The organism is Gillisia xinjiangensis, from assembly GCF_046298265.1.
In the GTDB taxonomy this organism is placed as follows: Bacteria; Bacteroidota; Bacteroidia; order Flavobacteriales; family Flavobacteriaceae; genus Gillisia; species Gillisia xinjiangensis.
In genome coordinates this window covers 179,643-206,343 of the sequence record NZ_JBKAHK010000007.1, presented here as the reverse complement: position 1 = coordinate 206,343, position 26,701 = coordinate 179,643, and the positions used below count along the sequence as shown (strand labels likewise).

Below are 26,701 nucleotides of genomic sequence, written 5' to 3'. Positions count from 1 at the left end.
CACGTATAATTTAATAAAAATAGACAGGGAAAATGACTACAGCCGTGGAATAGTCGTATATTATGCTGATAAACAATATTTTACCTGTAAAAATGGATGAAAGAAAATGCCCGGTATGTGATAAACCTTTAAAGGGAAGAAGTGATAAGAAATTTTGTAATCCTTCTTGTAAAAGTGCCTTTCATTACCAGATGCTCCAGGAAGAGTGCAGGGGGTTTTATGCCCGGGTAGACAGGCAACTTAAAACCAACCGAAGGATTCTGAAAAAGTTCAACAAAGCCGGAAAAGCAACTGTAAGATCTGAAGTTTTAATTGAGCAGGGTTTTGATCCTCATTTTATTACTCATTACTGGAAAAATGCCAGCAGGGATCTCTATTTCTTTGTTTATGAATTCGGATTTCTAAGCAAAATGGAAAACGGCAGGAAAAAATATGTACTGGTAACCTGGCAACCTTATATGGAAAGATTATAGAAAAATCTATAATAACCTTATCGGAAATACTGTTTTTAATTTTACAGAAACTATGCAGCTTTGGCTCTTTGAAGATTTAAAGCATGGCTAATTAGACAACATTGCTTTCCTGTTTGGCCGTGTACTGGCCACACGAACGCTTTTTATTGGCAACTGGCTTTTATTTTGTCCGTTTTAGTTCTGGTGGATTTTGGCGAGTATCAAAAACATCTGAAATTTTTATAAATCCGTTGTAGGGAATAGGTGCAATTGAAATTGTCCAGGAAATATTTAGTAAAGTTGGAGTAAACAATCAAGGCCATGGGAACCATTAAACTGAAATTGGACTTACGTAAAATTTTGGACCGGATAGAGGACAAGCAGTTGCTCCGGGCACTTTATGACTTTTTGAAGCAGAGGGAAGGCGCTGAAGGTGGACAAATATGGAAGACGTTGACAGAGGAGCAAAAGAAAGAGGTTTACGCATCTTATTAAGAATCGAAGGACGTTAACAGCCTGACTTCCTGGGATGACGTTAAAAAGAAGTACTAATGCAGGTGTTTGTTACTCCGCGAGCCGAAAAGAACTTTGACTCAATTTTTGACTACATAAAGGATAAATGGGGGGAAAAGACAGCCAAACTTTTTGTTCTTAAAACTGACGAAATATTCAAGCTCTTACAAATCTACCCGACAAATGGGACAGGTAGAAGTGGGGAACATACGAGGATTCCAACTTTCTCGACAGACGAGGTTGCCTTATACGGTAAGAGACGATAAAATTATTGTCCTTGCATTCTTTGACGTGCGACAGGATCCAGATAAAGTTCCGTTAAGCACTTACTCCTTAAAACAACATGTGATCTTCACAGAAATTAATCTTCATTGCGCTAAGAATACATGAATAATTTTTGAACTTCCCTGATTAGTGTTGGCCGTTTTTTAAAAATTAATTTTCAATGTACTCATTTTTTATCTCCCGCTGATCTCGCTGATTTCCGCGGAAATCAAATTGCTTTTTAGCCACGAATACACGAATGTTTTTTTTGTCTTGTCTCCTGGTTCTTGATTTTTACTTTCTATTTTTTGTCTATTTTCTATTTGTGCTTCCCTGATTAGTGTTGACCGTTTTTAAACATTAATTTTCAATGGTTCTTGTAATTTATCTCCCGCCAAACTCGCAGAATACGCAGAAATTAATCATTGTTTTTTAGCCACGAATGCACGAATATTTTTGTCTTGGCTCCTGACTCTTGTATCTTAATTCTATCTATTCTCTTAAATCTTGCTTCATGAACATAAAAAAAACCAGGCAATATTCCAAAATTTCGAAATGTTGCCCGGTTTTTAAATTTTTAAAATGCTGCTATTTAATCCTTTGCGAAAGTCTTTTTCTCTTTACTCTTTACTCTTTTTTATTTATCCGCATTTTGAAGAACCGCAATCCTTGCAGGTTAAACAGCCTTCCTGGTAAATTAAATTTGTGGAGTTACAATTGGCACATTTTTGTCCCTTTGCCTCCGTACCATCGGCTACGTAACGTTTTAAAGCTCTGGCAACACCGTTTTTCCATGTGTTGATGGACTCATTATCCAATTGCAAACTGTTGATAAGATCTACGGCTTTTTCAATTGGCATTCCATGGCGAAGGGTGCTGGAGATCAGTTTTGCGTAATTCCAGAATTCCGGGTCAAATTTATGGGACAAGCCCTCGATCGTGGTTTTGTATCCCCGTTGGTTTTTATACTGAAAATCATACCTTGATGTCCCGTCTTCATTTTTATTCTTAATAATTAGCCCTTCATTTACCCAACGTGGAATCAAAATGCCATCTTCATCATCAGCAAAACCTGTGAAGATCTCATAAGGTCGCTCGTCTATACGGCCTATGAAAGCGATCCATTTTTCCTTGTTATTTTGAAAGCGGACTACATCTGCTTCCAAAATTTGTGGACGTTTAGTAGGGAAATTTGATAAGGTGTTTTTTTCTTCTTTTTTTTCTTCATTGGAGATTAAAACTCCCGATCGTGAACCATCACGATACACCGTAACACCTTTACATCCTTCTTCCCAGGCCTGCAGGTATAGGTTTCCTACCAATTCCTCGGTAGCATCATTTGGCAGGTTTATGGTTACGCTAATTGAATGATCTACCCATTTTTGAACTGCTCCCTGCATTTTTACTTTGCTAAGCCAGTCAATATCATTGGATGTTGCTTTGTAGTAAGGAGATTTTTTCACCAATTTGTCAAGATCCTTCTGCGTGTAATTCTTGTCTATTTCATAACCATTGGCTTCCATCCATTGCTTGAAACGGTGATGGAAAACAACGTATTCTTCCCAGGAATCCCCGGTTTCATCTACAAAATCCACCCGGGCTTCCTTATCGTTTGGGTTCACTTTTCTTCTCCTTTTGTATACCGGCATGAATACAGGCTCAATTCCGGAAGTGGTTTGCGTCATTAAACTGGTGGTTCCGGTAGGAGCGATGGTTAAAAGTGCAATATTTCTTCTTCCGTATTCCATCATTTCGAAGTAAAGTTTTTCATCTTCCTCCTTGATTCGCTGAATAAACGGATTGTTTTTTTCTCTTTCTGAATCATAAAATTCGAAAGCACCACGCTCTTTAGCCATTTCAACTGAACTTCGGTAGGCCTCGATAGCCAGGGTTTTATGTATTTTCACTGAAAATTCTATTCCTTTTTCGCTTCCGTACTTTATTCCAAGTCCGGCAAGCATATCGCCTTCAGCAGTAATACCAACCCCGGTGCGTCTTCCTTCCCGTGCTTTTTTACGAATCTCCAGCCAAAGATTTCGTTCTACTCTTTTAATCTCATCATTTTCCGGATCGGCAGTTATCTTTGCTAAAATCGTGTCAATTTTCTCAAGTTCCAGGTCGATGATATCATCCATGATCCGCTGTGCAATGGCAACATGTTTTTTAAACAGCTCAAAATTAAAACTTGCCTCCTCCGTGAATGGATTTTCAACATAGGAAAATAAATTGATGGCCAGCAACCTGCAGGAATCGTAAGGACAAAGCGGGATTTCTCCGCAAGGATTGGTAGATACCGTTTTATAGCCAAGATCTGCATAACAGTCTGGCACAGATTCCCGGGTGATGGTATCCCAAAACAGGATTCCCGGCTCTGCCGATTTCCATGCGTTGTGTACGATCTTGTTCCAAATTGCTCCGGCTTCTATTTCATGAGTATATTTCGGGTTTTCGCTGTGAATCGGAAATTTCTGAATGTATTTGGAATTGGATTTAACGGCTTTCATAAATTCATCGTCTATCCTTACCGAAACATTGGCGCCGGTAACTTTTCCCTGCTCCATCTTAGCATCTATAAAATCTTCTGCATCCGGATGATTGATGGAAACCGAAAGCATTAAAGCACCTCTTCGTCCATCCTGTGCAACTTCACGGGTAGAATTGGAGTAACGCTCCATAAAAGGAACCAGCCCGGTCGAGGTGAGGGCCGAGTTTTTTACCGGGGAACCTTTAGGACGAATGTGGGAAAGATCGTGTCCCACGCCGCCACGCCGCTTCATAAGCTGCACCTGCTCCTGGTCTATCTTCATGATACTTCCGTAGGAATCACTGTCACCATCATTCCCAATAACAAAACAATTGGATAAAGACCCGGTTTGGTATTTATTGCCAATTCCGGCCATTGGGCTTCCCTGTGGTACGATGTATTTAAAATTTTCTATAAGACCTAAAACTTCATTTTCAGTAAGTGGATTGGCATAATTGGCTTCAATTCTTGCTATCTCTTTTGCCAATCTCACGTGCATAGCCTGTGGATCTTTTTCGTAAATGTTGCCGTAAGAATCCTTTAAAGCATATTTATTGATCCAAACCCTGGCCGCAAGCTCATCGCCCTTAAAATATGCTACGGAAGCTTCAAATGCTTCATCCTGAGTGTATGTTTTTGCCGGGGTTTGGGTAGTTTCGATTTTCATTTTGCTTGTAAAATTTGATTATAAAGAGCTTATTGCCGTGGGATAAATGTATAAAAAAATACACAGCAAAAATCATTTTGATTATTAAAAGTTTACAAGGAAAATTAATCAAACTATTGATTGTCAGTTAATTAAAATTTTATAAACAATTGATTGTTTACAAATAAATTAATTTTCTGAAAATCAGCAGGGTGGAGATTTACCGGTATTTTTATACTGAAATAGTTTTGAAACAAAGGAAAATTTGTCATGAATTTAAACATCACAGGTCCTAAGCCGTCATTGAGACCTGTGATGTTATATTTCGAACAAGATTGAAATTCGGCCTGAATTTAAACCTCACAGATACTTTAAAACCTGTGAGGTTTTTTTCGAATTAGATTGCATTTAAACCTAACAGTTCTTTGAGACCTCGTTAGGTTTACTCATTCCAAGGAGATTTTTAAAAACAAACCTTACTTTTCTTAATTTTTAAATTATACCAATAATTATAGTATTCTAAAAAAAATAGAAATCATCACTAAATGTTCATCAGTTAATTAAAATCAAGTCTTGGTTCCTGGTTCTTGCAGTTACGCCAAAGGCGGGACGATCTTGATTCTTTACCGGATAGTATTGATTTTTAATCAGGAAATCAAAGAAAAAACCTGCTTTGCAATTTCCAGCTCTTCATTGGTTGGGATTACCAAAATAGCTACTTTAGAACCGTGTGTACTAATCTTCCTGATCTCTTTAGACCGATTGTTATTTTCGCTCTCATCAAGCTCAATTCCCAGGAATTCCATTTCCTTGCAAACCAACGCTCTTATAGTAGAACTGTTTTCGCCAATTCCAGCGGTAAAAATAATAGTATCCAGGCCGTTCATAGCAGCGGCGTATCCACCAATGTATTTCTTTATTCGGTACGCATTCATATCAAGGGCAAGTTGGCAATCACGGTTGCCTTTTTCAGCTTCGCTCTCAATATCCCGAAGATCGCTATAACCTGTAAGTCCCAACATTCCACTTTTATGATGCAGGAGATCGCTCACTTCCTGAGTCGTGTATCCCAGTTGACTGATCATATAAAAGATCACCGATTGATCGATATCTCCGCTGCGGGTTCCCATAATGAGTCCGTTAACAGGTCCAAATCCCAGGGAATGATCGATGCTTTTCCCATCCTTAATCGCGGTAATACTGCATCCATTTCCAAGATGTATGCTTATAATCTTTGACTTTTTAGCGCCTGTATATTCCATTGCCTTTTCTGAAACATATTTGTGGCTTGTTCCATGAAACCCATATAACTGGATGTTATATTCCTCAAAAAATGAATTCGGAATTGCATATCGGTTTGCACGGGCGGGAATACTGCGGTGGAACGCAGTGTCAAAAACAGCGATTTGTTTGGAATTTGGAAAAATCGATTCGGCTACTTCAATTCCGTTTAAATTAGGTGGATTATGAAGTGGCGCAAGGGAAAATAAATCCTTTATAGTTGCTTTTACCTTTTCATCAATAAGGATGGTTTCTGAAAATTTATCGCCGCCATGAACCACCCGGTGTCCAATTGCGGGAATTTCGGATGCATTTTGAATCACTCCGTTTTCAGGATCCATCAATAGCGTAGTAACCGATTTTAAGGCTTCAGAATGATTTGCAACTTCCTTTTCTTCTGAAGCGGAAAATTTTTCAGAAGAATAACTCAGTTTCCCGGATTCCTGCCCAATGCGCTCTACAAGCCCGTAGGCCAATACGTGCTCCTCTGGCATCTGTATAAGTTGAAATTTTAAGGAAGAACTTCCGGAATTGATCACTAAGATTTTTTTCATGTATGTATTTTTTATTTTATAAAACAGAACTTTCAGAATTCAAACTTGATGAAACCAAGCGGGAATTAAATCTCCTTTTCAACTTATATTCCCTGAGCCTGTATTGCAGTTAAAATAACGGTGTTAAAGATATCATCTACAGTGCAGCCCCTACTTAAATCGTTTACCGGTTTGTTTAAACCCTGTAACATAGGCCCAATGGCAACTGCGCCAGTTTCCCGTTGAACGGCTTTATAGGTGTTGTTACCGGTATTTAGATCGGGAAATATCAATACACTGGCTTGTCCTGCCACTTCGGAATCCGGAAGTTTGCTTTTCCCAATGCCCGGATCTACCGCAGCATCATATTGAATGGGCCCTTCTATTTTAAGGTCCGGACGTAATCGTTTTACAATTTCGGTGGCTGCCCGCACTTTATCCACATCTTCCCCTTTTCCTGAACTTCCGGAAGAGTAGGAGAGCATCGCTATCTTAGGTTCAATTCCAAAGGCCTTGCTGCTTTCTGCAGAGGAAATAGTAATCTCTGCCAATTCTTCAGCAGTAGGGTTGGGGTTGATAGCGCAATCTCCAAATACTGAAACCCTGTCTTCCAGACACATAAAGAAAACGGAGGAAACCAGGGAAACTCCGGGTTTTGTCTTTATAAACTGAAGTGCCGGTACTATAGTGTGTTGCGTGGTATGTGCCGCTCCGGACACCATTCCGTCTGCCAGTCCTTTATAGATCATCATTGTTCCAAAATAGGAAACGTCGTGCATCCTGTCTTTTGCTATGTCCAGGTTGATGTTTTTATGTTTTCGCAAGTCATAATAAGTATTGGCAAAATCTTTAAAATATTCATTTTTTGCAGGGTTGATGATCTTTACCTTCTCAAAATCCATAGTAATCCCCAGGTTTCCAACTTTTGATTTGATTATTTCCGGATCGCCCAACAGGGTAATATCCACAAGGTCCATTGCGATGAGTCGGGAAGCTGCTATCAGGATACGGTCGTCTGTTCCTTCAGGTAAAACGATGTGTTTTTTGGCCATTCTGGCCCGTTGCACAAGACTGTATTGAAACATTCGTGGAGTGATCCCGCTTGGTTCAAAATTTATTAACCTTTCGAGCAAAGGATCAAAGGATACATATTTCTCAAAAATACTGATGGAAGTTTCAATTTTCTGAATACTGTCAGCATAAATATTGGATTTTATCATCCCTATTTTATTGGCCACATTAAAAGTGCCACCTTCAACAGAAATAATTGGAACCACCTGGGATAATCCGTCAATAAGTTTCAGGATGGTATCTTCCGGGATCAATCCTCCGGTGAGAATAATTCCGGATATTTTAGGGTAATTTGTGGAGATATTAGCCTGTAATGCCCCAAGAATAATATCGGCCCGATCTCCGGGGGTGATTACAAGACTTTCATCTTTCAGGTGCTTCAGGTAATTTCTAAGCTGCATGGCTCCAACCCCAAAATTCCCGGTTTGATTGTCCAGATATTCTTCTCCAAAAAGGACCTTTCCGTCCAAATCCTTTAGAATTTCTTTCAGAGTTGGATTTCCAAGAGTGTCTATTAATGGAATTGCAAAATTCCCTATTTCTGCCGGTAAAAATTCATTCATCGCAGAAGTTGCGACCTCCAGATTTTGAAGCTCTATTTTATTGCTTACCATCGCCAAAACCCGTACATCTTTATTAACAAAAGCGTGATAGGCCATTTGCAGATTTCCCTTTAGTATTTCACGGGTTTTGTTTTTTCCGCTGGCAACAATAATTACAGGGATTCCCAAATTCTTGGCGATAAGCACATTTACATCAAATTCAAATACGCTGCCTTCTCCGGAAAAATCACTCCCTTCAACTAAAACAATGTCGAACCGTTCTTCCAGGTTCTTGTATTTTCGAATGATGGTATCGATGATCTCTCCGGATTTTCCATCATTTCGTTTCTGAATTATCTCCCTGCGAGTGAATGCAAAGGCATCTTCATAATTTTGTTTTAACTTAAAATAACTTAATATCGTGTCGATGTGATTGTCCTTTTTTCCGGCTTCAACATCATCTATAATCGGCCTGAAATAACCAACTTTTACAGTTTTCCCAAGCAGGGTGCGCATTAAACCTAAAGAGATAAGCGATTTTCCGCTATTTGATTCCAGGGTTGCAATATAAATACCTTTGTTCATGATATGGTTTTTTCTACGTCTGCAAAAATAGGACTATTTCGAATTTAAGGCCTTCAATAACATATAAATTCCTGTGAAAATAGGGGTAAACATGATAATGATCAGCTTTTGAAATTCCGGAAAAAAAAAGGGTGCTCCATTTGGAGCACCCGGTTAAAATAAAGTTTGGATTTTAGAAGTTCAAATTGAGCTTCGCATAATAATACGCTCCCCCAAAGCCCATTTGTACAGAATCCCAGTATCCTCCACCTTCACTCCAATCGTCCTGTTGATCTGGATATACATTGAAAAGGTTATTGCCACCAATATTTAATTTTAAGTTATCACTTATTTTATATCCTAAATTTAAATCGGCAGTTATTTTAGCCCCATAAGTATCTGTCGCTGCTGCTATCTGATCCTCAAAGCTGCCATAATCTGCAACATCTTCAAAGGTTTGAAAATCCAGTAGTTTTACTTCACTAAAACGGTTTAATCCTAATGCAATGTCAAATTTATTGATATCATACATCAGGTTCAAGATTATTTTGCTGTCTGGAGCAGAAGCTAATAAAAATGCTTTATCTCTTTCACCAAAGAAAGTTTGTTCATCTAATTGTCCGTTCTTCACGCTGGTAATACTCATATCATTGAAATTCCCTATTAAACTTGAAGTGAAAGTTCCCTGTCCTAATATTGCCTTATGAGAAAGTACAATGTCCAATCCTAAAGTTTCGGTGTCTGCACCATTTGCAAAGAATTGTGCTGCTTCCACATTATCAATTTGTGGTGCATCAAAGTTCCCTGTTAGAACTATACGATCTTGAATGTCTATATAATATCCATCTACTGTAGCAGTGAAATTTCCAAGATTTGCTGTAAAACCTAAAGAGGCATTAAATGCGGTTTCTTCTTGCAAAGGTCCAATGCCGAAAGATGCAGTTACAGGACTATTATTAGGAGATAACAAAGATTCCAAAGCCTGTCCGCCCACAAAATTGGTGAACTTTAAATTGTAATAGATTTGTGCTAAAGATGGCGCTCTAAAACCTGTACTTACAGAACCTCTAACATTTACATTTTCAGTCACCTTATATCTGGTAGCTAATTTTCCATTAATCGTGCTTCCAAAATCACTGTAATCTTCAAATCTGGCTGCTGCTGCAACCAAAAACCTATCTGTAATATCAAATTCAGTATCTACATAAAAAGATACGTTAGATCTACTTCTGTCCACTTCATTCGCTGGTCCATATCCTGGGAATCCTTGAGATCCTCCAGGTCCAGCGGTTAATAAATCTTCATTTGGATTTGGAATCGGATTATTGTTCATGCCTAAAACAGGATTTCCATTTAAATCCCTAACAATGTCATCATAAGCATTGTTAACATTTCCTGTACCATCATATGTGGCCCAGGAGCCTTCCTCACCTGCAAAGATCATAAAATTCTCAGTTTTATATTCTGCACCAAAAGCGAGGTTTACACCTTCCAGCATATTTTCATAATACTTAGAGAAATCCAGATTAACAGTATTCTGACTTAAACTATGCCCACCAGCATCAAAATTTGTTGGAGAATCATCTTGTAAAGAAGCATTTAAAGTTCCCTTGATATAATAATGGAAAAAGTTCTTTCCCCAGGTGTTACTCACGTCCATTTTCCATCCACTTTCTGTTTCTGTTCTAAAACCAGCAGCAACAGAATTATCTGTAATTATAGAAGTAATTCTTGGTGTAAAACCATCAGGGTAAATGCTTACAACATTTCTTGCGGTAGGATTGTTTCGTGTAAAGGCGTACGCATCAGTATCCCTGTAATTACGGCCACCAAAAGCATAAAATTGGGATTTTTCTGAAACGGGAACCATAACATTTCCGAAGAAATTAAATCCGTCTATCGCTGCTTCCCCAAAACCACGTCTAAAATCGAAACCAGGTCTTAAGGTTTTATTTTTACTGATATATTCTGTGGTAAAGTTGGCAAAACCTTCTTCCCCTATTGCAACACCATAGTTTGCCGTCACTTTTACAGAACCTCCATCAAAATCCTTGTCTTTACCTATTTGGTTTCCATCTCTTTCGGTATCCAGCCTGTTCCCATCGGTATTTGGAGTTCCTGTGGGAAAGTTACCTTCGGCATTTGTGCTATAGAAACCGTAATTTATATTTCCGGTAAATTTTTCTACCTCATCGTTTAAAACAAGATTGATAACTCCGGCAATCGCATCAGATCCATATTGGGCTGAAGCGCCATCTCTTAAAATTTCGATCCTTTTAATAGCACCGGCAGGAATGGCATTTAAATCGGTTCCTGTATTTCCGCGTCCTCTGGTTCCAAATATGTTGACTAATGAAGACTGGTGTCTTCTTTTCCCATTGATAAGTACCAGGGTTTGATCTGGCCCCAATCCTCTTAATGAAGCAGGATCAATATGATCGGCACCATCAGAACCCGATTGTTTGTTGGCATTAAAAGAAGGCGCCGCGTATTGCAGCAATTCGTTTATTTCAATCCGACCGGTTTGAGTGGCTACTTCCTGAACATCGATGACATCTATTGCTACCGGCGTATCTGTAGCGGTTCTTTTAGGACTTCGGGAACCTACAATCTGAACTTCGCTTAGGGTCATTCCGTCTGCAAGAGTTACATTTATTGTAGATCTCCCGTCTACATTCACTTCCTGCGTTTCAAATCCTATATAACTGAAAACAAGAATTTCTTCCGGTCCTATATCAATGCTGAACTTGCCGTCGAAATCTGTAGTAGTTCCATTGCTGGTACCTTTTTCTACCACATTTACACCCGGCAGTAGCATTCCTGAATTATCTGTAACGGTTCCCGTTACTTCCTGTGCCGATATTAAGAATGGAGCAAAACCAGCCAAAATAAATAGTAAAAATTTACTCATAGAAAATAGTATTAATTATTAATAAAGTTTCAAAAAAACAAAAGTACCCTTTTATAAGAAATAATTTAGGGTTATTTAACACTTTAAAATACCAAAAAAACAAACTTTGATGCTAAGTCCTGAATTTTTAAATTTTTAAAACCCTCCTTGCGAGGTTTAATTCCCCGAGGTTTTTGATTTCTTATTATTTTTGAAAATTGATTTTTTAATCCAATGAATAATATCTTTGTTGCTTATGTTTCAAGATGAAGATGTTCCTAATCCTGCTTAAATTTAAACATATTTAAGAGGTAAGGAACAGGTTAATATTTATATTTTCCAACTTTAAAACCTATCTTTGCAGCCGCAAAAAAAGGATTAGAATTTGCATTAAAAACAGTAAATAAATCGATTTGGATATTAAAACTGATGATTTTTTCTGCTCACAGGCAGTGATTTATGCTAAAAAATCCCGATAAATACGTGGTTGAAGGGAAAAGACAAAAAATAATATAAAAATACATATGAAATGAGCATTTCGGAAACCCTATACAAACACGGATGAAGTTATGCGAAATACTCCCGATAGCTATTGGGAGGCCAATAAATGAAAAATAATAAAATACACATATGAAAGCTGGAATTGTTGGATTGCCAAACGTAGGAAAATCTACCTTATTTAATTGTTTATCAAATGCCAAAGCGCAAAGTGCAAATTTCCCGTTTTGTACCATAGAACCCAATGTAGGCGTGGTTAATGTACCGGACAGCCGTCTTGAAAAACTGGAAGCTCTTGTAAATCCGGAGCGGGTGCAACCTGCTGTTGTAGAGATTGTGGATATTGCCGGGTTAGTAAAAGGAGCCAGTAAAGGCGAAGGCCTTGGAAATCAGTTTCTTGGGAATATTCGCGAAACCGATGCTATTTTACACGTATTACGTTGTTTTGAAGATGATAATATCGTGCACGTAGATGGGTCTGTAGATCCTGTAAGGGATAAGGAAACCATCGATATGGAACTTCAGCTTAAAGATCTTGAAACAGTAGATAAAAAACTGGAAAAGGTAAAGCGTGCCGCTAAAATAGGGAATAAGGACGCTCAAAAGGAAGAAGCTGCTTTGCTAAAGGTGAAAAAAGGTCTTGAAGCAGGAAAATCTGTACGCGCCTTAACCGACCTTACAGCTGAAGAGCGGGAAGAATTTATCGCAAACCTGCAATTGATCTCAGATAAGCCGGTAATGTATGTTTGTAATGTAGATGAAAAATCTGCAACCAGCGGAAATGTATATGTAGATAAAGTGAAAGAAGCGGTAAAAGATGAAAACGCCGAAGTTTTGGTCCTTGCCGTTGGAACCGAAGCTGATATTACCGAACTTGATGATTATGAGGAGCGCAAAATGTTTCTACAGGACATAGGTTTGGATGAACCGGGATCGGCTAAACTAATCCGTTCTGCATACCGCCTTTTAAAACTTCAAACCTACTTCACCGCAGGTGTTAAGGAAGTGAGAGCCTGGACAATCCCAACAGGATCCAGTGCGCCACAAGCCGCCGGAGTGATCCATACCGATTTTGAAAAAGGTTTTATCCGTGCAGAAGTGATCGCCTATGATGATTTTGCGAGTTTTGGAAGCGAAGCAAAGGTGAAAGAAGCCGGAAAAATGAAGGTAGAAGGGAAAGAATATATAGTAAAAGATGGGGATGTGATGCACTTTAGGTTCAACGTGTAGTTGGTATTGAAATATTAGATGTGAGATTTAAGAAAAAAAATAGCTGGTATTTAGATGTGAGTATTGAGTATTAAGTATTGAGAAAAAAAATAGAGAAAAGAGTATAGTGAAAAGAAAAATAGAGCCAAGAGACAAGACTAGAAAAAGATTACTTGCTAATAAATGAAATAGTCAAATTCAAATAGACAAAAAATTTCTCATTATTCATATCTCACATCTAATTAACATTGCACCTTAAAATATTGTTAATTACTTTGTGGGTAGGCTGTTTTAACTTTTTCACGTAAACCTTATATTAGCGACGAAAGTTTACAATCCACTTATGACCGAGGAAACCAAATATACCGAAGACAATATACGATCCCTTGATTGGAAGGAGCATATCCGTATGCGTCCCGGGATGTATATTGGGAAACTTGGTGATGGTTCCACCGCCGATGATGGGATCTATATCCTTTTAAAAGAAGTACTGGATAACAGTATTGATGAATTTGTCATGGGATCTGGTAAAACCATTGAGGTCTCTGTACAAAACCAAAAAGTGATTGTTCGCGATTATGGTCGTGGAATTCCTCTTGGGAAAGTGGTGGAGGTGGTTTCAAAAATGAACACCGGTGGCAAATATGATTCCCGCGCCTTCAAAAAATCGGTAGGATTAAATGGGGTTGGAACCAAAGCGGTGAATGCGCTTTCTTCCAGTTTCAGGGTGGAATCCAACAGGGACGGGAAATCCAAATCGGTGGATTTTGAACAGGGAAATCTTGTAAATGAAGAGATCCTGGATGAAACTTCCCGCCGTCGGGGTACAAAAGTCACGTTCATTCCTGATGAATCCATCTTTAAAAATTTCAAATACCGCAACGAGTATATTGAGAAAATGCTCAAAAATTATGTCTATCTCAATCCGGGATTGACAATAATGTTTAACGGTGAGAAATTTTATTCTGAAAATGGATTAAAAGACCTTCTGGGAGATAGCATTTCCAACGATGATCAATTATACCCCATCATACATTTAAGGGGACATGATATAGAGGTTGCCTTAACTCACAGTAAATCTCAATATTCTGAAGAATATCACTCTTTCGTAAACGGACAAAACACGTCTCAGGGAGGAACACATCTCCTCGCCTTCAGAGAAGCACTGGTTAAAACAATCCGGGAATATTACGGAAAAAACTATGAAGCAGCCGATATTCGAAAATCGGTTGTTGCAGCCATCAGCATAAAAGTGATGGAGCCCGTTTTTGAAAGTCAAACCAAAACAAAACTCGGTTCTACCGATATGGGCGGGGATTTGCCAACGGTACGAACCTATATCAACGATTTTTTAAAAACCCAGCTTGATAATTTCCTTCACAAAAATCAGGACACTGCAGAAAAACTGCACCGTAAAATATTACAGGCGGAACGCGAACGAAAAGAGCTTTCAGGAATTAGGAAACTCGCCAAGGACAGGGCGAAAAAATCCAGTTTACACAATAAAAAACTTCGGGATTGCCGAATCCATCTTGGAGATAGCAAAAAGGAGCGTTACCTGGAATCCACACTTTTTATCACCGAGGGAGATTCGGCCAGTGGTTCCATTACAAAATCCCGGGATGTTAATACTCAGGCGGTTTTCAGCTTAAAGGGAAAACCTTTGAACAGTTACGGACTTTCAAAAAAGATCGTTTATGAAAATGAAGAATTTAACCTGCTTCAGGCAGCGCTTAATATAGAGGAATCCATCGCCGATCTTCGGTATAACAACATCGTGATCGCCACAGATGCCGATGTAGATGGAATGCACATCCGGTTGTTATTGATAACCTTCTTTCTGCAATTCTTTCCGGAGCTGATCAAAGAAAATCATTTATATATCCTGCAAACCCCTTTATTTAGGGTTCGGAATAAAAAAGAAACCATTTATTGTTACAGTGAAAATGAAAGACAGCAGGCGGTAACCAAACTTACCGGAAAAGCGGAAATAACCCGATTTAAAGGATTGGGGGAAATTTCTCCCGATGAATTTAAACATTTTATAGGGGAAGATATCCGTCTGGATCCCGTGATGCTGGATAAGGAACTGTCTATTGAAGAATTACTGAGCTTTTATATGGGAAAAAATACTCCGGACAGGCAGGAATTTATTATTGAGAATCTGAAATTTGAATTGGACCTGGTTGAAGAGAATAGCCTATGAGGTTTAAAAACACTACCGAAACCAGAATAGTCCCTTCCATTTATATGATCCTGGTGGCCGCATTTGTCACTAATATCTTTGTGAATGTTGAACTGATGAATACCGATCCTGAAAACCCGGTAAAACTGAGCCACTTTTTTCCAAATTTGATTTTGCTGGCTTTTGGGATTTATTTCCATCGTATTGGTCAGCTGTTTGAATTCGATAGCGATGGAGAGACGCTTAATTTCAAAAACAACGGACTGTTTTTTTCAAAGTTTATGGAATATCGGGTGAAACGGGCCGAATTTCCTAAAACAAAACTCCTGGACTTTAAGGTGAGTGATTATGGATTTTATTGCACACTTAAAATTTATATCACCAGCCGCAGAAAAAAAGGGCCAAGGTCCTACCGTTTTAATATCACTTTCCTTGGTGGAAAGAAAAAGAAAGGAATGATAGAATCCTTAAACAAGGTGTTGGAAAAGAATAAATTAATTTCTTAAATGGATATAGAAAATCAGGATAATACCCCGGAAGAACTTCAGGAGCAACCAAAAGAACAACTTATTCGTGTTACAGGAATGTACAAGGATTGGTTTCTTGATTATGCTTCGTATGTAATCCTGGAAAGGGCAGTACCGGCAGTTGAAGATGGGTTTAAACCTGTACAACGCCGTATCATGCACTCTATGAAAGATCTTGATGACGGCCGGTATAACAAAGTTGCGAATATAGTTGGGCACACCATGCAGTATCATCCACACGGAGATGCCAGTATTGGTGATGCCATGGTTCAAATTGGCCAAAAAGACCTTTTGATTGATGCGCAGGGAAACTGGGGAAATGTACTTACCGGAGATAGAGCCGCTGCACCGCGGTATATCGAGGCCAGGTTATCAAAATTTGCTTTGGAAGTTTTATTTAATCAAAAACTCACCTATTGGCAACTTTCCTATGATGGCAGAAAAAAGGAACCGGTAAACCTGCCGGTAAGGTTTCCGTTATTGCTGGCACAGGGCGCCGAAGGGATTGCCGTTGGACTAAGCACCCGTATTCTTCCGCATAATTTCATCGAACTTATAGATGCTTCCATAAAACATTTGAAAGGAAAAAAATTCGTGATCTATCCCGATTTCCCAACTTCCGGGGAAGCAGATATCACCGACTATAATGACGGTAAACGCGGAGGAAAAGTTCGTATAAGGGCCAAGATTTCGCAATATGACAAAACCACCCTCGCTATTACCGAAATCCCTTATGGAACAACCACCACAACCTTAATTGAATCTATACTTAAGGCTAATGATAAAGGGAAGATCAAAATCAAGAAGATAGAAGATAATACGGCAGAACATGTTGAGATTTTAATCTATCTCCCGCCAAACATTTCTCCAGATAAAACCATAGATGCGTTATATGCATTTACCAGTTGTGAGAATTCGATCTCCCCGCTGGGTTGCGTTATTATTGATAACAAACCTATTTTTCTTGGGGTAACAGAAATGTTGATGCGTTCTACAGATCATACCCTTGGTTTACTGAAGGCAGATTTGGAGATAAAACTGGGTGAATTTGAAGAACAATGGCATTTCGCTTCTCTGGAACGAATATTCATTGAAAAACGAATTTACCGCGATATTGAAGAAGAAGAAACCTGGCAGGGAGTAATCCACGCGATTGACGAAGGACTAAAACCGCATACCAAACATTTAAAACGTGCGATTACTGAAGAGGATATCGTGCGATTGACGGAGATTCGAATAAAAAGAATTTCAAAATTTGATATTGATAAAGCCCAGCAAAAAATTGATGCGCTTGAAGAGGAAATCGAAAAAGTAAAACATCACCTGGCGCACCTAACCGATTATGCCATCGCATATTTCACCAGATTGAAAAAGGAATATGGCGAAGGAAAAGAGCGTAAAACACATTTGCGACTTTTTGATGACATAGAAGCTACCAAGGTGGCGATGCGCAATACCAAATTATATGTAAACCGAAAAGAGGGCTTTATAGGTACGTCTTTAAAAAAGGACGAATTCGTTACAGATTGTTCAGATATTGATGATATTATTTGTTTTACCGGAGATGGAAAAATGATGGTGACCAAAGTAGATGCAAAAACTTTTGTTGGTAAGGATATTATCCACGTTGCTGTTTTTAAGAAAAAGGATAAGAGAACCATTTACAATCTTATATACCGGGATGGAAAAAATGGTGCTTCCTACATTAAACGACTGGCGGTTACCTCGATAACGCGTGACCGGGAATATGATATCACGCAGGGAAAAAAGGAATCCAAAATCCATTATTTTTCTGCAAATCCAAACGGGGAAGCAGAAGTGGTTACCGTTTACCTGCGACAGGTAGGAAGCATAAAAAAGTTGAAATTTGAACTTGATTTTGCCGATATGCTTATCAAAGGTCGCAATGTAAAAGGGAACATCGTTACCAAATATGCAATTAAAAAGATAGAATTAAAAGAGGAAGGAGTTTCCACCCTGAAACCACGAAGAATTTGGTTTGATGAAAGCGTAAAACGGCTTAATGTAGATGAGCGCGGAGAATTGCTTGGAGAGTTCCGCGGAGAAGACAGGCTTTTAGTCATCACTCAGGATGGCGTGGTTAAAACCATTAAACCCGAGATAACAACACGATTTGACGAAGAAATAATAATCCTTGAAAAATGGATTCCAAAAAAACCGATTTCAGCAATCTATTGGGAAGCCGAAAAAGAACGCTATTACGTTAAACGTTTTCTTATAGAGAACCCGGATAAGGAAGAGAATTTTATTGGCGATCAAGAAAAATCTTTTCTGGAACTTGTTTCTACAGATTATATCCCAAGGGTAGAGCTTGTATTTAACAAATTGAAAGGAAAAGATCAGCGTGATAATGAAGAGGTTAATATTGAAGAGTTTATTTCAGTTAAGGGTATTAAGGCACTTGGAAATCAATTAACTGCAGAAAAATTAAAACAATTAAACCTGCTTGATCCTATTCCGTTTCAACCTGAAGAAATTTCGACCGAAGACATAGAGGTTAATGATGAAGAAACCTTAAATCCTGAAGGCGGAGCAGATGAGCATATAGGCGAAATTACAGCTAAGAAACCTAAAACTGATGAAAGCCAGATTAACTTATTTGATGAATAATGGGTATTCTAAAAGAGTTTAAGGAATTTGCCGTCAAAGGCAATATGATCGATATGGCGGTAGGGATCATTATTGGTACCGCCTTTAATAAAGTTGTAGATGTTCTCGTGAAAAAAGTGGTTCTACCTCCATTATCACTTTTAACAGAAGGAGTCAATTTTGCCGACAGAAAGATCATTCTTAGGGAAGGTCTGTTGGCTGCAAAAGAGGGTACAGCTGAAATTCAGGAAATTTCAATAGGTTATGGCGCTTTTGTGGAAGCGATTCTTGATTTTCTTATAGTTGGGTTTACGATATTTCTTGTGGTGAAATTCATGAACAGGTTTAGAAGAAAATCCCAGGATCCCAAAAACAAAACTGTTGAAACCCCTAAAGATATTCAGTTGCTTTCAGATCTCACCGAACTTATCCAGGAGCAAAATGAATTACTTCGAAAAGGAAGCGCTAAACCTTAGTCAATTTTAGTAACAGAGCCTTTCTGCTTATTCGTTTCCCCCACCAATCCATATTCAAAGGTATACGTGTTCTTATCGGTTGTAAGAATCTTGATGTGCAAGGGTTTTTGTTCTGCCATGTTTTTCGGATTTAAATTCTTCACGATATACTCGCAATCATTGATCCATCGAACGGAGGAGGTATCCGTTTTTCCCTCGAACTTATCAATTTCTATTGAATCATTCCTCACAAAAGTAGAAGTTACAAGCTCTCCATTCAAATAAGACTCAAATTGGAAGCTTCCTGTTTTAAATTGTAAGCAATCTCTTTGAGGGGAGTAACAGGCAATAAATAAAAGCAATATGGGAATTAAAAGCACTGGTTTTTTCATTATAGAATTCTTGTGGTGTTAATAAACCTCCGGTTATCCTGTGGAAGCAATTCGGGTGCAATTTAGGGGCATACTTCACACTGCAAATAACGGTATTTTAAGGCTGAAATTCAATTTTCGAAAGCCTCAAAAGTCCCATCCTGGTAAAAAATAACGATTTTCCTGATCTTTTTATCTGCTGAAGATTTGTCGCTGTTTTCAGAAAAAGAGGTTTTAGCAGGAAGATCATCGGAAACCGTCTGCGCTGGAGAAGTTGAAGATGCCTGCTTAGTTTGTTTTTCAGGGGTCTGCGTTTTTCCGGGTGTATTTGGAAAAGAGCCTTTCCCGTTCAGTAACCAATACAGTTCCACTTCCGGATATGTTTGAATCACTTTCAGCACAAAATCCAGGCTTGGTTTATTTCTTCCGGAGAGAATATGCGAGATGGAGGAGCGTCCAACATCTATCGCATCGGAGAAAGCAGCTGCAGAGAGGTCGTAGTATTCCAGAATTTTTTGCAATCTTTTAGAGAAATCGTCGCTGTTTACCATTGTGAATTTACTTGTATTAGAAGTGTGTTTACAAATGTAACAAACATAACGAAACCAGGCAAGTTACATTTGTGAATTTACATTTTAACCGCAAATTAAAGGTTTATATAATAAGACTTAAACAGCTAAAATATAGTATTTTAAGTATTAATTTTTACCCCTATGGAAATTTTCCATTTCAGGCGAGAAGAAACCACTCCTCTTTGTTCACTAATGTAAACACATTTGTAAAATATACCTGTTTACAAATGTGAATATTTGATTATTTACTTTTGTAAACATGGAAAATAAAAATTCGGCCTATAAAACGATGCTTCAGTTATATCCTTTAGTGAAGCTTCAGGAGATAACAGGAAGGTATCTTGCCTATTCTTATATTGATGGAATTCTAAAAAGTCTTAGCACTAAATTTCAGCTTAAAAAAATTGGAGAATCTGCATTAGGGATGCCTGTTCATAAACTCACTTTAGGAACTGGAAAAATTAAGATTCTGGCTTGGTCACAAATGCACGGAAATGAATCTACTACGACCAAAGCTATTCTTGATGTGCTGAATGCATTTTATAGGCAAGGTGACAACCCTGTTTTAAAGCAGATCCTTGAGAATTGTACGATTTCCGTTATTCCTATGTTGAATCCGGACGGGGCCAGCGCATATACCCGCGTAAACGCGAATAATGTTGATTTAAACCGTGATGCAAAAGACCTCAAAGAAAAGGAAAGCAAGTTATTGCGATCGCTTTTTGATGATTTTAAGCCCGATTTTTGTTTTAATCTGCACGATCAACGTACAATATTTAGTGCCGGAAATACAGCTCACCCTGCCAGTATTTCATTTCTCACGCCAGCAATGGACACGGAAAGAACCATTACCCCGTCCCGAATAAAGTCCATGCAAATCATTGCCGCGATGGCAGAAGAGCTTAAAGAAAATTTAAAAGGTCAAATTGGTCGCTATGATGATTCCTTCAATATAAATTGTACCGGTGATAGTTTTCAAAGTCGGGGAGTGCCTACCATTCTCTTTGAAGCGGGGCATCTTCAGCATGATTATCATCGTGAAAAAATCCGGGAACATGTGGCTGCAGCCATTTTATGCGGATTAACGGCTATTTCATCCGGATCCTATCAAAAAATGGATTTTCAGCGTTATTTTGATATTCCGGAGAATCAGAAACTGTTTTATGATGTTATTTTAAGGGATGTTTTATTTAAATCGGAATTTGTTGATGTTGCGATTCAGTTTAAAGAAGTATTTTCTAATTATAAAATTGAATTTATACCGGTTATTGAGAAAATAAGTCCGAAGCTGGCTTTCTATGCGCACCGCGAAATACAGTGCAATAATTCGGCTATACGGTTGAATGATAACCAGGAACTTTCCGAAAACGTTATAGTTAACAAAATCTTTATAAATGATGAAATTTTCACTATAAATTATGAAAATAATTGCAAATAATTGTCAATTATTTAATTAGATATATTAATTTTGTCTTTTTAATTAAAGACTTTAAGATTATGGCAAAGTATAAACTAGATGAAACAGATCATCAAATTCTTAATATGCTCATCGAGAATACCCGGACTCCATTTACCGATATCGCTAAAAAATTAAATATTTCTGCCGGAACGGTACATGTTAGGGTGAAAAAGATGGAAGAGGCCCAAATAATTTTAGGCTCAACCTTAACCCTGAATTATGAAAAGTTGGGATATGCCTTTATTGCATACGTAGGAATTTTTCTTAAAAACACTTCTCAAACAAAATTTGTTTTAGAACGCATAAACGATATTCCTTTTGTTACTGTAGCACACGTTACTACTGGGAAATTTAACGTTTTCTGTAAAATCCGTGCCCGTGATACACAACACGCAAAGGAAATAATTTTTCAGTTAGATGATATTGAAGGTGTTTACAGAACAGAGACTATGATCTCTCTTGAGGAAAGCATGAACGATAAAAAGCGATTGATGCATTCTATCTTTCAAAACCTCTAGATTATTATTAAAATTTTATTAAAACCCCTTTAAAACACTATGTTTAAAGGGGTTTTTTTTATATTGATGAAAGGAGTAAAACGGAAACACGAAACAAATAATGAAGATATGCGAATTACTCCCCGATGGGCTATAGGGAGACCAATAAATATCTAAATTTGAAAGTCCCGTTAACCAAATAAATATAATTTTCAGATGAATATTAAAGAGTTAAAAAAAAGCGATTACCCGGAATATTATCAGCAATATACCGGCCTGCTTCCGGATCTTGATTTAACCGAATTGTTGCAAACACAAAAAGAAGCTATGTTGAGTTTATTCAATTCCGCAGAGAAAGATGTCGATCTTCATTTTAAGTATGCAGAAGGGAAATGGACTATTGCAGAGGTGCTTCAGCATATGCTGGATACAGAAAGGATTTTTCAATATCGTGCACTTTGTATTTCCAGAAAAGACCAAGGATCCCTACCGGGTTTTGATCAGGATAAGTACGTTTCTGCCGCAAATGCCAATGAAAGAAGTTTGGCTGATTTTATTGACGAATATATAGCCGTAAGGGATTCAACAATTTTTTTGTTTAAAAGTTTTACTCCTAAAATGATGCAATTCGTTGGTCTTTCAAATGGTCAGGATTTAAGTGCAGGAGCTGCGGGATTTATTATTGCAGGCCATGAGAAACATCATTTGAAATTATTCAAGGGGAACTATAAATTATGAATCGTATAAAAACATTTTTTAGGCTTCTGAAAAGAACCTATAGCAGCTGGTTAAGCAATGATCCATGGGCCGAAAGTGCTATAATAGCGTATTATGCTATTTTTTCTTTGCCATCTCTTCTCATAATTGTTGTTTCCATTGCCGGATATTTTTTTGGAAGGGAAGCTGCTCAGGGCCGAATTAATGACCAGATAAGTGGCTTTATTGGGAATGATGCAGCTTTGGCCATAGAAAAAATGATAAGCAATGCTGCAGTAACCGAAAACTCTACCTGGGCGATCGTTTTTGGGATTTCTATTCTCTTATTTGGTGCTACGGGAGTATTTTTCAGATTGAAAATCGCCATGAACAACATTTGGAACGTGGTTGCCAGAAAGGAAAATTTCCTGAGGATGCTCATTGACCGACTCATATCCTTCGGGATGATCCTGGTGATTGGATTTCTGTTGTTGCTTTCTTTGGTAATAACTTGGCTGGTAAAAATAATGGGAGAATACATAGAGGAAAGTGCTCCTGTTATTACTGCCGTAGGCCTGGAAATCATAAATTACAGTCTCTCATTTATCTTTATTACCTTTCTTTTTGGAGCTATATTTAAGTTGTTGCCCGATATTGTAATCAAATGGAGAATAACGCTTTACGGGGCAGTATTAACCACTATTTTGTTTCTTATTGGTGAATTTTTGATAGGTTATTATTTTGGGCAAAGTAATCCAGGATCTGTTTACGGAGGTGCTTCTTCCATAGTGCTAATTTTGCTTTGGGTGAATTATACCTGTTTGATCCTGTTTTTTGGTGCCGAATTCACGGTGCAATATGCCCTGCATAAAAATGAAACCATAAGACCCAACCGGTTTAGTCAGCCGGCAATTTACAAGGAGATTGAAAAGCTTAACAATAAAAGGGTGAAACTTCGTGAAGATCACGAGATTTTAAAAAGATTACGGGAAAGTATGAATTATGGCAAAAAAAAACGTGATTCTAAGGTTTAGCAAGGCTTAAAATGATTCGCACAAGTCTTATTTTGATCTTTTTTGATTACTTGTGGTATTTTTAAAAAATCTTCTTGAAAAAATTAAAAATTTCGGTTAATCCTAACATTGTATAAAAAGGTTAGTGAGATCATCAGTACTATAAATATTTACTGAGCATTCCAACTCATGAGCGTGCTCCCAGAAAGCTGGTTTAGTCTTCGGGTTCTTCTTCTTCAGCATTTTTTTCGGGAATTTCTACAATAGGTTCATTAAAATCGGCATCCTCATAATCATCTTCGTCATAGTTGGCCATAGTATTTTCCAGTCTGGTACTTACCTTAACAAGATAAATGGAGTCTGAAGTTTTTACTTCAACAGCTTCAACCGTTTCATTTTTTGCATTTTTAAAGGAAATGATTTGATCATCATCATAACCATCGGGATATTTCTCCACCAGGAGACTTAAAATCTCCGGGGTTAATTTTTTGTAATCTACAATGACTCTTTTCATATGTGGACATTTATTGTTTTTTATTGGTTTCCCGATTGCTACAGGGAGTAATTCGCATATCGTCATCGATGTTTATATAGTGCATCCGTTATGATCGTTTCATAGCTAATATTTCTTGGTGCAATTATAACAAAATTCACAATATCTGCAATCTGGGAAATACTAAAAATGCAATACTCCAATTCTATATTTTCAGACTGGAATATAAATAAATAACTAGTTCATAATCAAACAAAAACAGAATTATTTTAAAAAATAATTAAAGGTGAAATGTACATAACCCTAAAAACAGCGATCGTCTTTTTCTGAAAATGGTAGGTCTGGACGATTCTTAGGGACTAAGAAAATCAAAAACCTCAGATATTGAAAAATATTTTTATAAATTCGAGGTAGGCCCGCCTGAATGATTCCCGGTTAAGCGTTTTTATAATATTCCAGGGCCTCCAAAATAAGATTATTAGGGACTGTACGGTCAATTACCGGGCTGCCAATTTCTTTTAAAAGCACAAAGTTTATACGGCCATGTGTGTTTTTCTTATCAAATTTTAAAAGTTCAATTATCTTTTCAAAGTCTTTTTTGGTGATTTTTACCTTTTGAAATACCTCCAGGATTTTTTTTGTAATCTCTTTCAATTGAGGTTCCGGGAAGTTGGAAATTTTAGTGGAAATATAAAGCGCCATGATCATTCCAATAGCGATAGCCTCCCCGTGCAGGAGTTTTTCCTTTTCAGGATGTGATAAGTAATAGGATTCGATTGCATGGCCCAGGGTATGTCCAAAATTCAGGGTTTTTCTTATATTTTGTTCTGTTGGATCTTGTTCAACAATCCTGGTTTTTATTTCAATAGACTCTGCTATTAATTCTTCAAGATCTTCCAGGGTAAGCTTTTGCAAATCTGTGGCCTTCTCCCAGTATTGCTTATCGGCAATGAGTCCGTGCTTTAAAATCTCGGCAAGACCGCTGCGCATCTCATTTGCCGGTAAACTTGACAGGTATTCGGGATCTATCAGGACCATTTGCGGTTGAGTAATTACCCCTACCTGGTTTTTAAGACTTCCGAGATCTACCCCGGTTTTTCCACCAACAGAGGCATCTACCATGGATAAAAGACTTGTAGGAACGTTGATGAATTCAATCCCACGTTTAAAAGTGCCGGCTACAAATCCTCCAAGATCTGTAACAACCCCACCGCCAAGATTAATCATAAGGCCTTTCCTGTCGGCTCCAAGTTCAGATAATGCATTCCAGATACCGGTACAGGTTTCAATGTTTTTGAACTCTTCTCCCGCATCCATTTCTATTACCTCTATGGTTTTTGATGTTTCAAGCTTTTCTAAAAATGCAGGAAGACAATGATTGTGAGTGTTGGTATCCACTAAAATAAACACTGCGGAATGGTTGGAACGATCCAGAAAATTGTTCAATTGCAGGTAGGCATTTTCAGAGTAAAAGACCGGGGCCTGATTGGAGGAAGAAGTCATAGTTAATAAGGTTTTGCGCTTTATTAAAATATGTCGAAAATAAGGAGAATTTTGATAAATAATCAATACTCAATAATTATATTTGTGTATTAATTCAATTGTAATGATTACTGAAAAAATTTTCAACGATACCGAGACAGCTTTTAAGTTAAAATCTGATGAGGAACTCAACAGGGCGTTATTTCTTTTTGGAATGATAAACCGTCCCACCTTGGTAAAAATAGGCACTGCACTTACCAATTGGTCTTTAAAACTGCATCTTCCTGTGGAAGGACTTATTAAAGCCACTATTTTTAATCAGTTTAGCGGAGGGGAGACCATGGAGGATTGCCTGCCTACCATTAGAAAGATGTACACGAAGAAGCTGCATAGTATCCTGGATTATTCGGTAGAAGGAAAAGAGGAGGAGGAGCAATTTGATGCTGCTATGAAAAAGAAAATCGGTATTATTAAATTTGCTGCAGAAAACAAGGAACTTGCTTTTGCTGTATTTAAGCCAACCGGAATTGGAAGACTTGGGATTTGGGAAAAAGTAACATCGAAAGTTACCCTGACTGAAGAGGAAGAAAAGGAATGGCAGCGTGTGCAACAGCGTGTGGAAAATATATGTGAGGCTGCATACCAACATGATATCAGCGTGTTGGCTGATGGCGAAGAATCCTGGATGCAGGATGCTGCAGATGAACTTATGGAGCGTATGATGAGAAAATATAACGGTGAGAAAGCAATTGTGTTTAATACCTTACAATGTTACAGATGGGACAGGCAGCAATATCTTGAGGATCTTCACATAAAGGGCAAAAAGGAAGGTTTTAAAATTGGCGCAAAGATCGTTCGGGGTGCTTATATGGAAAAGGAAAATGAAAGGGCGAAAAAAATGGGGTATATCACTCCCATATGCGAAAGCAAAGAAGCTACAGATGTTAGTTTTAATGGTGTTATGTCTTACTGCCTGGACAATATTGATGATATCTCCACTTTTATTGGAACCCATAATGAAGTGAGTAATTACCTTGCCATGCAAATTATGGAGAACAAGGATATTTCAAAAAATGACACCCGGGCATGGTTCAGTCAGTTATTTGGGATGAGTGACCATATAAGTTATAACCTGGCCAGAAAAGGTTATAATGCAGCCAAGCTTTTGCCATTTGGCCCTGTAAGGGAAGTGGTGCCTTATTTAATAAGAAGAGCCCAGGAAAACACTTCGGTTCGCGGGCAAACCGGAAGAGAATTATCGCTGTTAATAGAAGAGCGTAAACGTCGTAAAGGAGAAATAACCAAAGCAACCAGAGAAAAAAGAGCTCCCAGATCTGCAGAAAAGGTAGAATAA

The 26,701-nt window shown here is 38.0% G+C and carries 21 protein-coding genes; 13 read left to right on the top strand and 8 right to left on the bottom strand.

The window, feature by feature from the left end; genetic code table 11:
* Positions 1-62 precede the first annotated feature (62 nt).
* The 3 genes from ACKGJN_RS13350 (at position 63) to ACKGJN_RS13340 (ending at position 1,355) form a co-directional block, all read left to right on the top strand.
* Positions 63-473, top strand: coding sequence for a hypothetical protein (locus ACKGJN_RS13350; RefSeq protein ID WP_409540044.1), 411 nt, complete (start codon positions 63-65; stop codon positions 471-473).
* A gap of 530 nt (positions 474-1,003) precedes the next feature.
* Positions 1,004-1,231: a type II toxin-antitoxin system RelE/ParE family toxin gene (locus ACKGJN_RS13345; RefSeq protein ID WP_409540043.1), complete on the top strand. Its 228-nt coding sequence runs from the start codon at positions 1,004-1,006 to the stop codon at positions 1,229-1,231.
* Positions 1,149-1,355: a hypothetical protein gene (locus ACKGJN_RS13340; protein WP_409540057.1), complete on the top strand. Its 207-nt coding sequence runs from the start codon at positions 1,149-1,151 to the stop codon at positions 1,353-1,355. Before ACKGJN_RS13345 ends, ACKGJN_RS13340 begins: the two co-directional genes overlap by 83 nt.
* 515 nt (positions 1,356-1,870) lie before the next feature.
* Here ACKGJN_RS13340 and ACKGJN_RS13335 read toward each other — a convergent pair.
* From ACKGJN_RS13335 to ACKGJN_RS13320, 4 genes are all read right to left on the bottom strand, one after another.
* Positions 1,871-4,420 (bottom strand): adenosylcobalamin-dependent ribonucleoside-diphosphate reductase, encoded by a 2,550-nt coding sequence (locus ACKGJN_RS13335; protein ID WP_409540042.1) that lies wholly within the window; start codon positions 4,418-4,420, stop codon positions 1,871-1,873.
* Between the two features lie 626 nt (positions 4,421-5,046).
* Complete coding sequence (locus ACKGJN_RS13330) at positions 5,047-6,234, bottom strand: acetate/propionate family kinase (protein ID WP_409540041.1); 1,188 nt, start codon at positions 6,232-6,234, stop codon at positions 5,047-5,049.
* A gap of 83 nt (positions 6,235-6,317) precedes the next feature.
* The gene (gene pta, locus ACKGJN_RS13325) at positions 6,318-8,411 is read right to left on the bottom strand and encodes a phosphate acetyltransferase (RefSeq protein ID WP_409540040.1); all 2,094 of its coding nucleotides are present in this window, start codon (positions 8,409-8,411) and stop codon (positions 6,318-6,320) included.
* 172 nt (positions 8,412-8,583) lie between these two features.
* Positions 8,584-11,301, bottom strand: a complete 2,718-nt coding sequence (locus ACKGJN_RS13320; RefSeq protein WP_409540039.1) for a TonB-dependent receptor — start codon at positions 11,299-11,301, stop codon at positions 8,584-8,586.
* A 609-nt stretch (positions 11,302-11,910) separates the two neighbouring features.
* On the opposite strand from ACKGJN_RS13320, the gene ychF reads away from it, so the two are divergent.
* From ychF to mscL, 5 genes are all read left to right on the top strand, one after another.
* The gene (gene ychF, locus ACKGJN_RS13315; protein WP_409540038.1) at positions 11,911-13,008 is read left to right on the top strand and encodes a redox-regulated ATPase YchF; all 1,098 of its coding nucleotides are present in this window, start codon (positions 11,911-11,913) and stop codon (positions 13,006-13,008) included.
* Between the two features lie 322 nt (positions 13,009-13,330).
* Positions 13,331-15,193 (top strand): DNA topoisomerase IV subunit B, encoded by a 1,863-nt coding sequence (locus ACKGJN_RS13310; protein ID WP_409540037.1) that lies wholly within the window; start codon positions 13,331-13,333, stop codon positions 15,191-15,193.
* Positions 15,190-15,678 (top strand): hypothetical protein, encoded by a 489-nt coding sequence (locus ACKGJN_RS13305; protein WP_409540036.1) that lies wholly within the window; start codon positions 15,190-15,192, stop codon positions 15,676-15,678. The genes ACKGJN_RS13310 and ACKGJN_RS13305 overlap by 4 nt, the downstream gene beginning before the upstream one ends.
* Positions 15,679-18,330, top strand: a complete 2,652-nt coding sequence (locus ACKGJN_RS13300) for a DNA gyrase/topoisomerase IV subunit A (RefSeq protein WP_409540035.1) — start codon at positions 15,679-15,681, stop codon at positions 18,328-18,330.
* Complete coding sequence (gene mscL / locus ACKGJN_RS13295) at positions 18,330-18,785, top strand: large-conductance mechanosensitive channel protein MscL (RefSeq protein ID WP_409540034.1); 456 nt, start codon at positions 18,330-18,332, stop codon at positions 18,783-18,785. The genes ACKGJN_RS13300 and mscL overlap by 1 nt, the downstream gene beginning before the upstream one ends.
* Here the strand turns inward: mscL and ACKGJN_RS13290 are convergent.
* Together ACKGJN_RS13290 and ACKGJN_RS13285 are read right to left on the bottom strand one after the other, a co-directional pair.
* A complete protein-coding gene (locus ACKGJN_RS13290) occupies positions 18,782-19,156 on the bottom strand; it encodes a DNA topoisomerase IV (protein ID WP_409540033.1) in 375 nt (124 codons plus the stop codon). The genes mscL and ACKGJN_RS13290 overlap by 4 nt on opposite strands.
* Positions 19,157-19,266: 110 nt before the next feature.
* Positions 19,267-19,686, bottom strand: coding sequence for a helix-turn-helix domain-containing protein (locus tag ACKGJN_RS13285; protein ID WP_409540032.1), 420 nt, complete (start codon positions 19,684-19,686; stop codon positions 19,267-19,269).
* Positions 19,687-19,966: 280 nt separating this feature from the next.
* Between ACKGJN_RS13285 and ACKGJN_RS13280 the strand changes: the two genes are divergently transcribed.
* The 4 genes from ACKGJN_RS13280 (at position 19,967) to ACKGJN_RS13265 (ending at position 23,393) form a co-directional block, all read left to right on the top strand.
* The gene (locus tag ACKGJN_RS13280; RefSeq protein WP_409540031.1) at positions 19,967-21,145 is read left to right on the top strand and encodes a M14 family metallopeptidase; all 1,179 of its coding nucleotides are present in this window, start codon (positions 19,967-19,969) and stop codon (positions 21,143-21,145) included.
* Positions 21,146-21,204: 59 nt separating this feature from the next.
* Complete coding sequence (locus ACKGJN_RS13275) at positions 21,205-21,684, top strand: Lrp/AsnC family transcriptional regulator (protein WP_409540030.1); 480 nt, start codon at positions 21,205-21,207, stop codon at positions 21,682-21,684.
* A 195-nt stretch (positions 21,685-21,879) separates the two neighbouring features.
* A complete protein-coding gene (locus ACKGJN_RS13270) occupies positions 21,880-22,401 on the top strand; it encodes a DinB family protein (protein WP_409540029.1) in 522 nt (173 codons plus the stop codon).
* Positions 22,398-23,393 (top strand): YihY/virulence factor BrkB family protein, encoded by a 996-nt coding sequence (locus ACKGJN_RS13265; RefSeq protein ID WP_409540028.1) that lies wholly within the window; start codon positions 22,398-22,400, stop codon positions 23,391-23,393. Before ACKGJN_RS13270 ends, ACKGJN_RS13265 begins: the two co-directional genes overlap by 4 nt.
* Before the next feature lie 193 nt (positions 23,394-23,586).
* Here the strand turns inward: ACKGJN_RS13265 and ACKGJN_RS13260 are convergent, their stop codons facing one another.
* Positions 23,587-23,886: a hypothetical protein gene (locus ACKGJN_RS13260; protein WP_409540027.1), complete on the bottom strand. Its 300-nt coding sequence runs from the start codon at positions 23,884-23,886 to the stop codon at positions 23,587-23,589.
* A 414-nt stretch (positions 23,887-24,300) separates the two neighbouring features.
* Positions 24,301-25,368, bottom strand: coding sequence for a 3-dehydroquinate synthase (gene aroB / locus ACKGJN_RS13255; RefSeq protein WP_409540026.1), 1,068 nt, complete (start codon positions 25,366-25,368; stop codon positions 24,301-24,303).
* Between the two features lie 103 nt (positions 25,369-25,471).
* Between aroB and ACKGJN_RS13250 the strand changes: the two genes are divergently transcribed.
* Entirely contained in the window at positions 25,472-26,701 is a 1,230-nt protein-coding gene (locus tag ACKGJN_RS13250; RefSeq protein WP_409540025.1) for a proline dehydrogenase family protein, read from the top strand.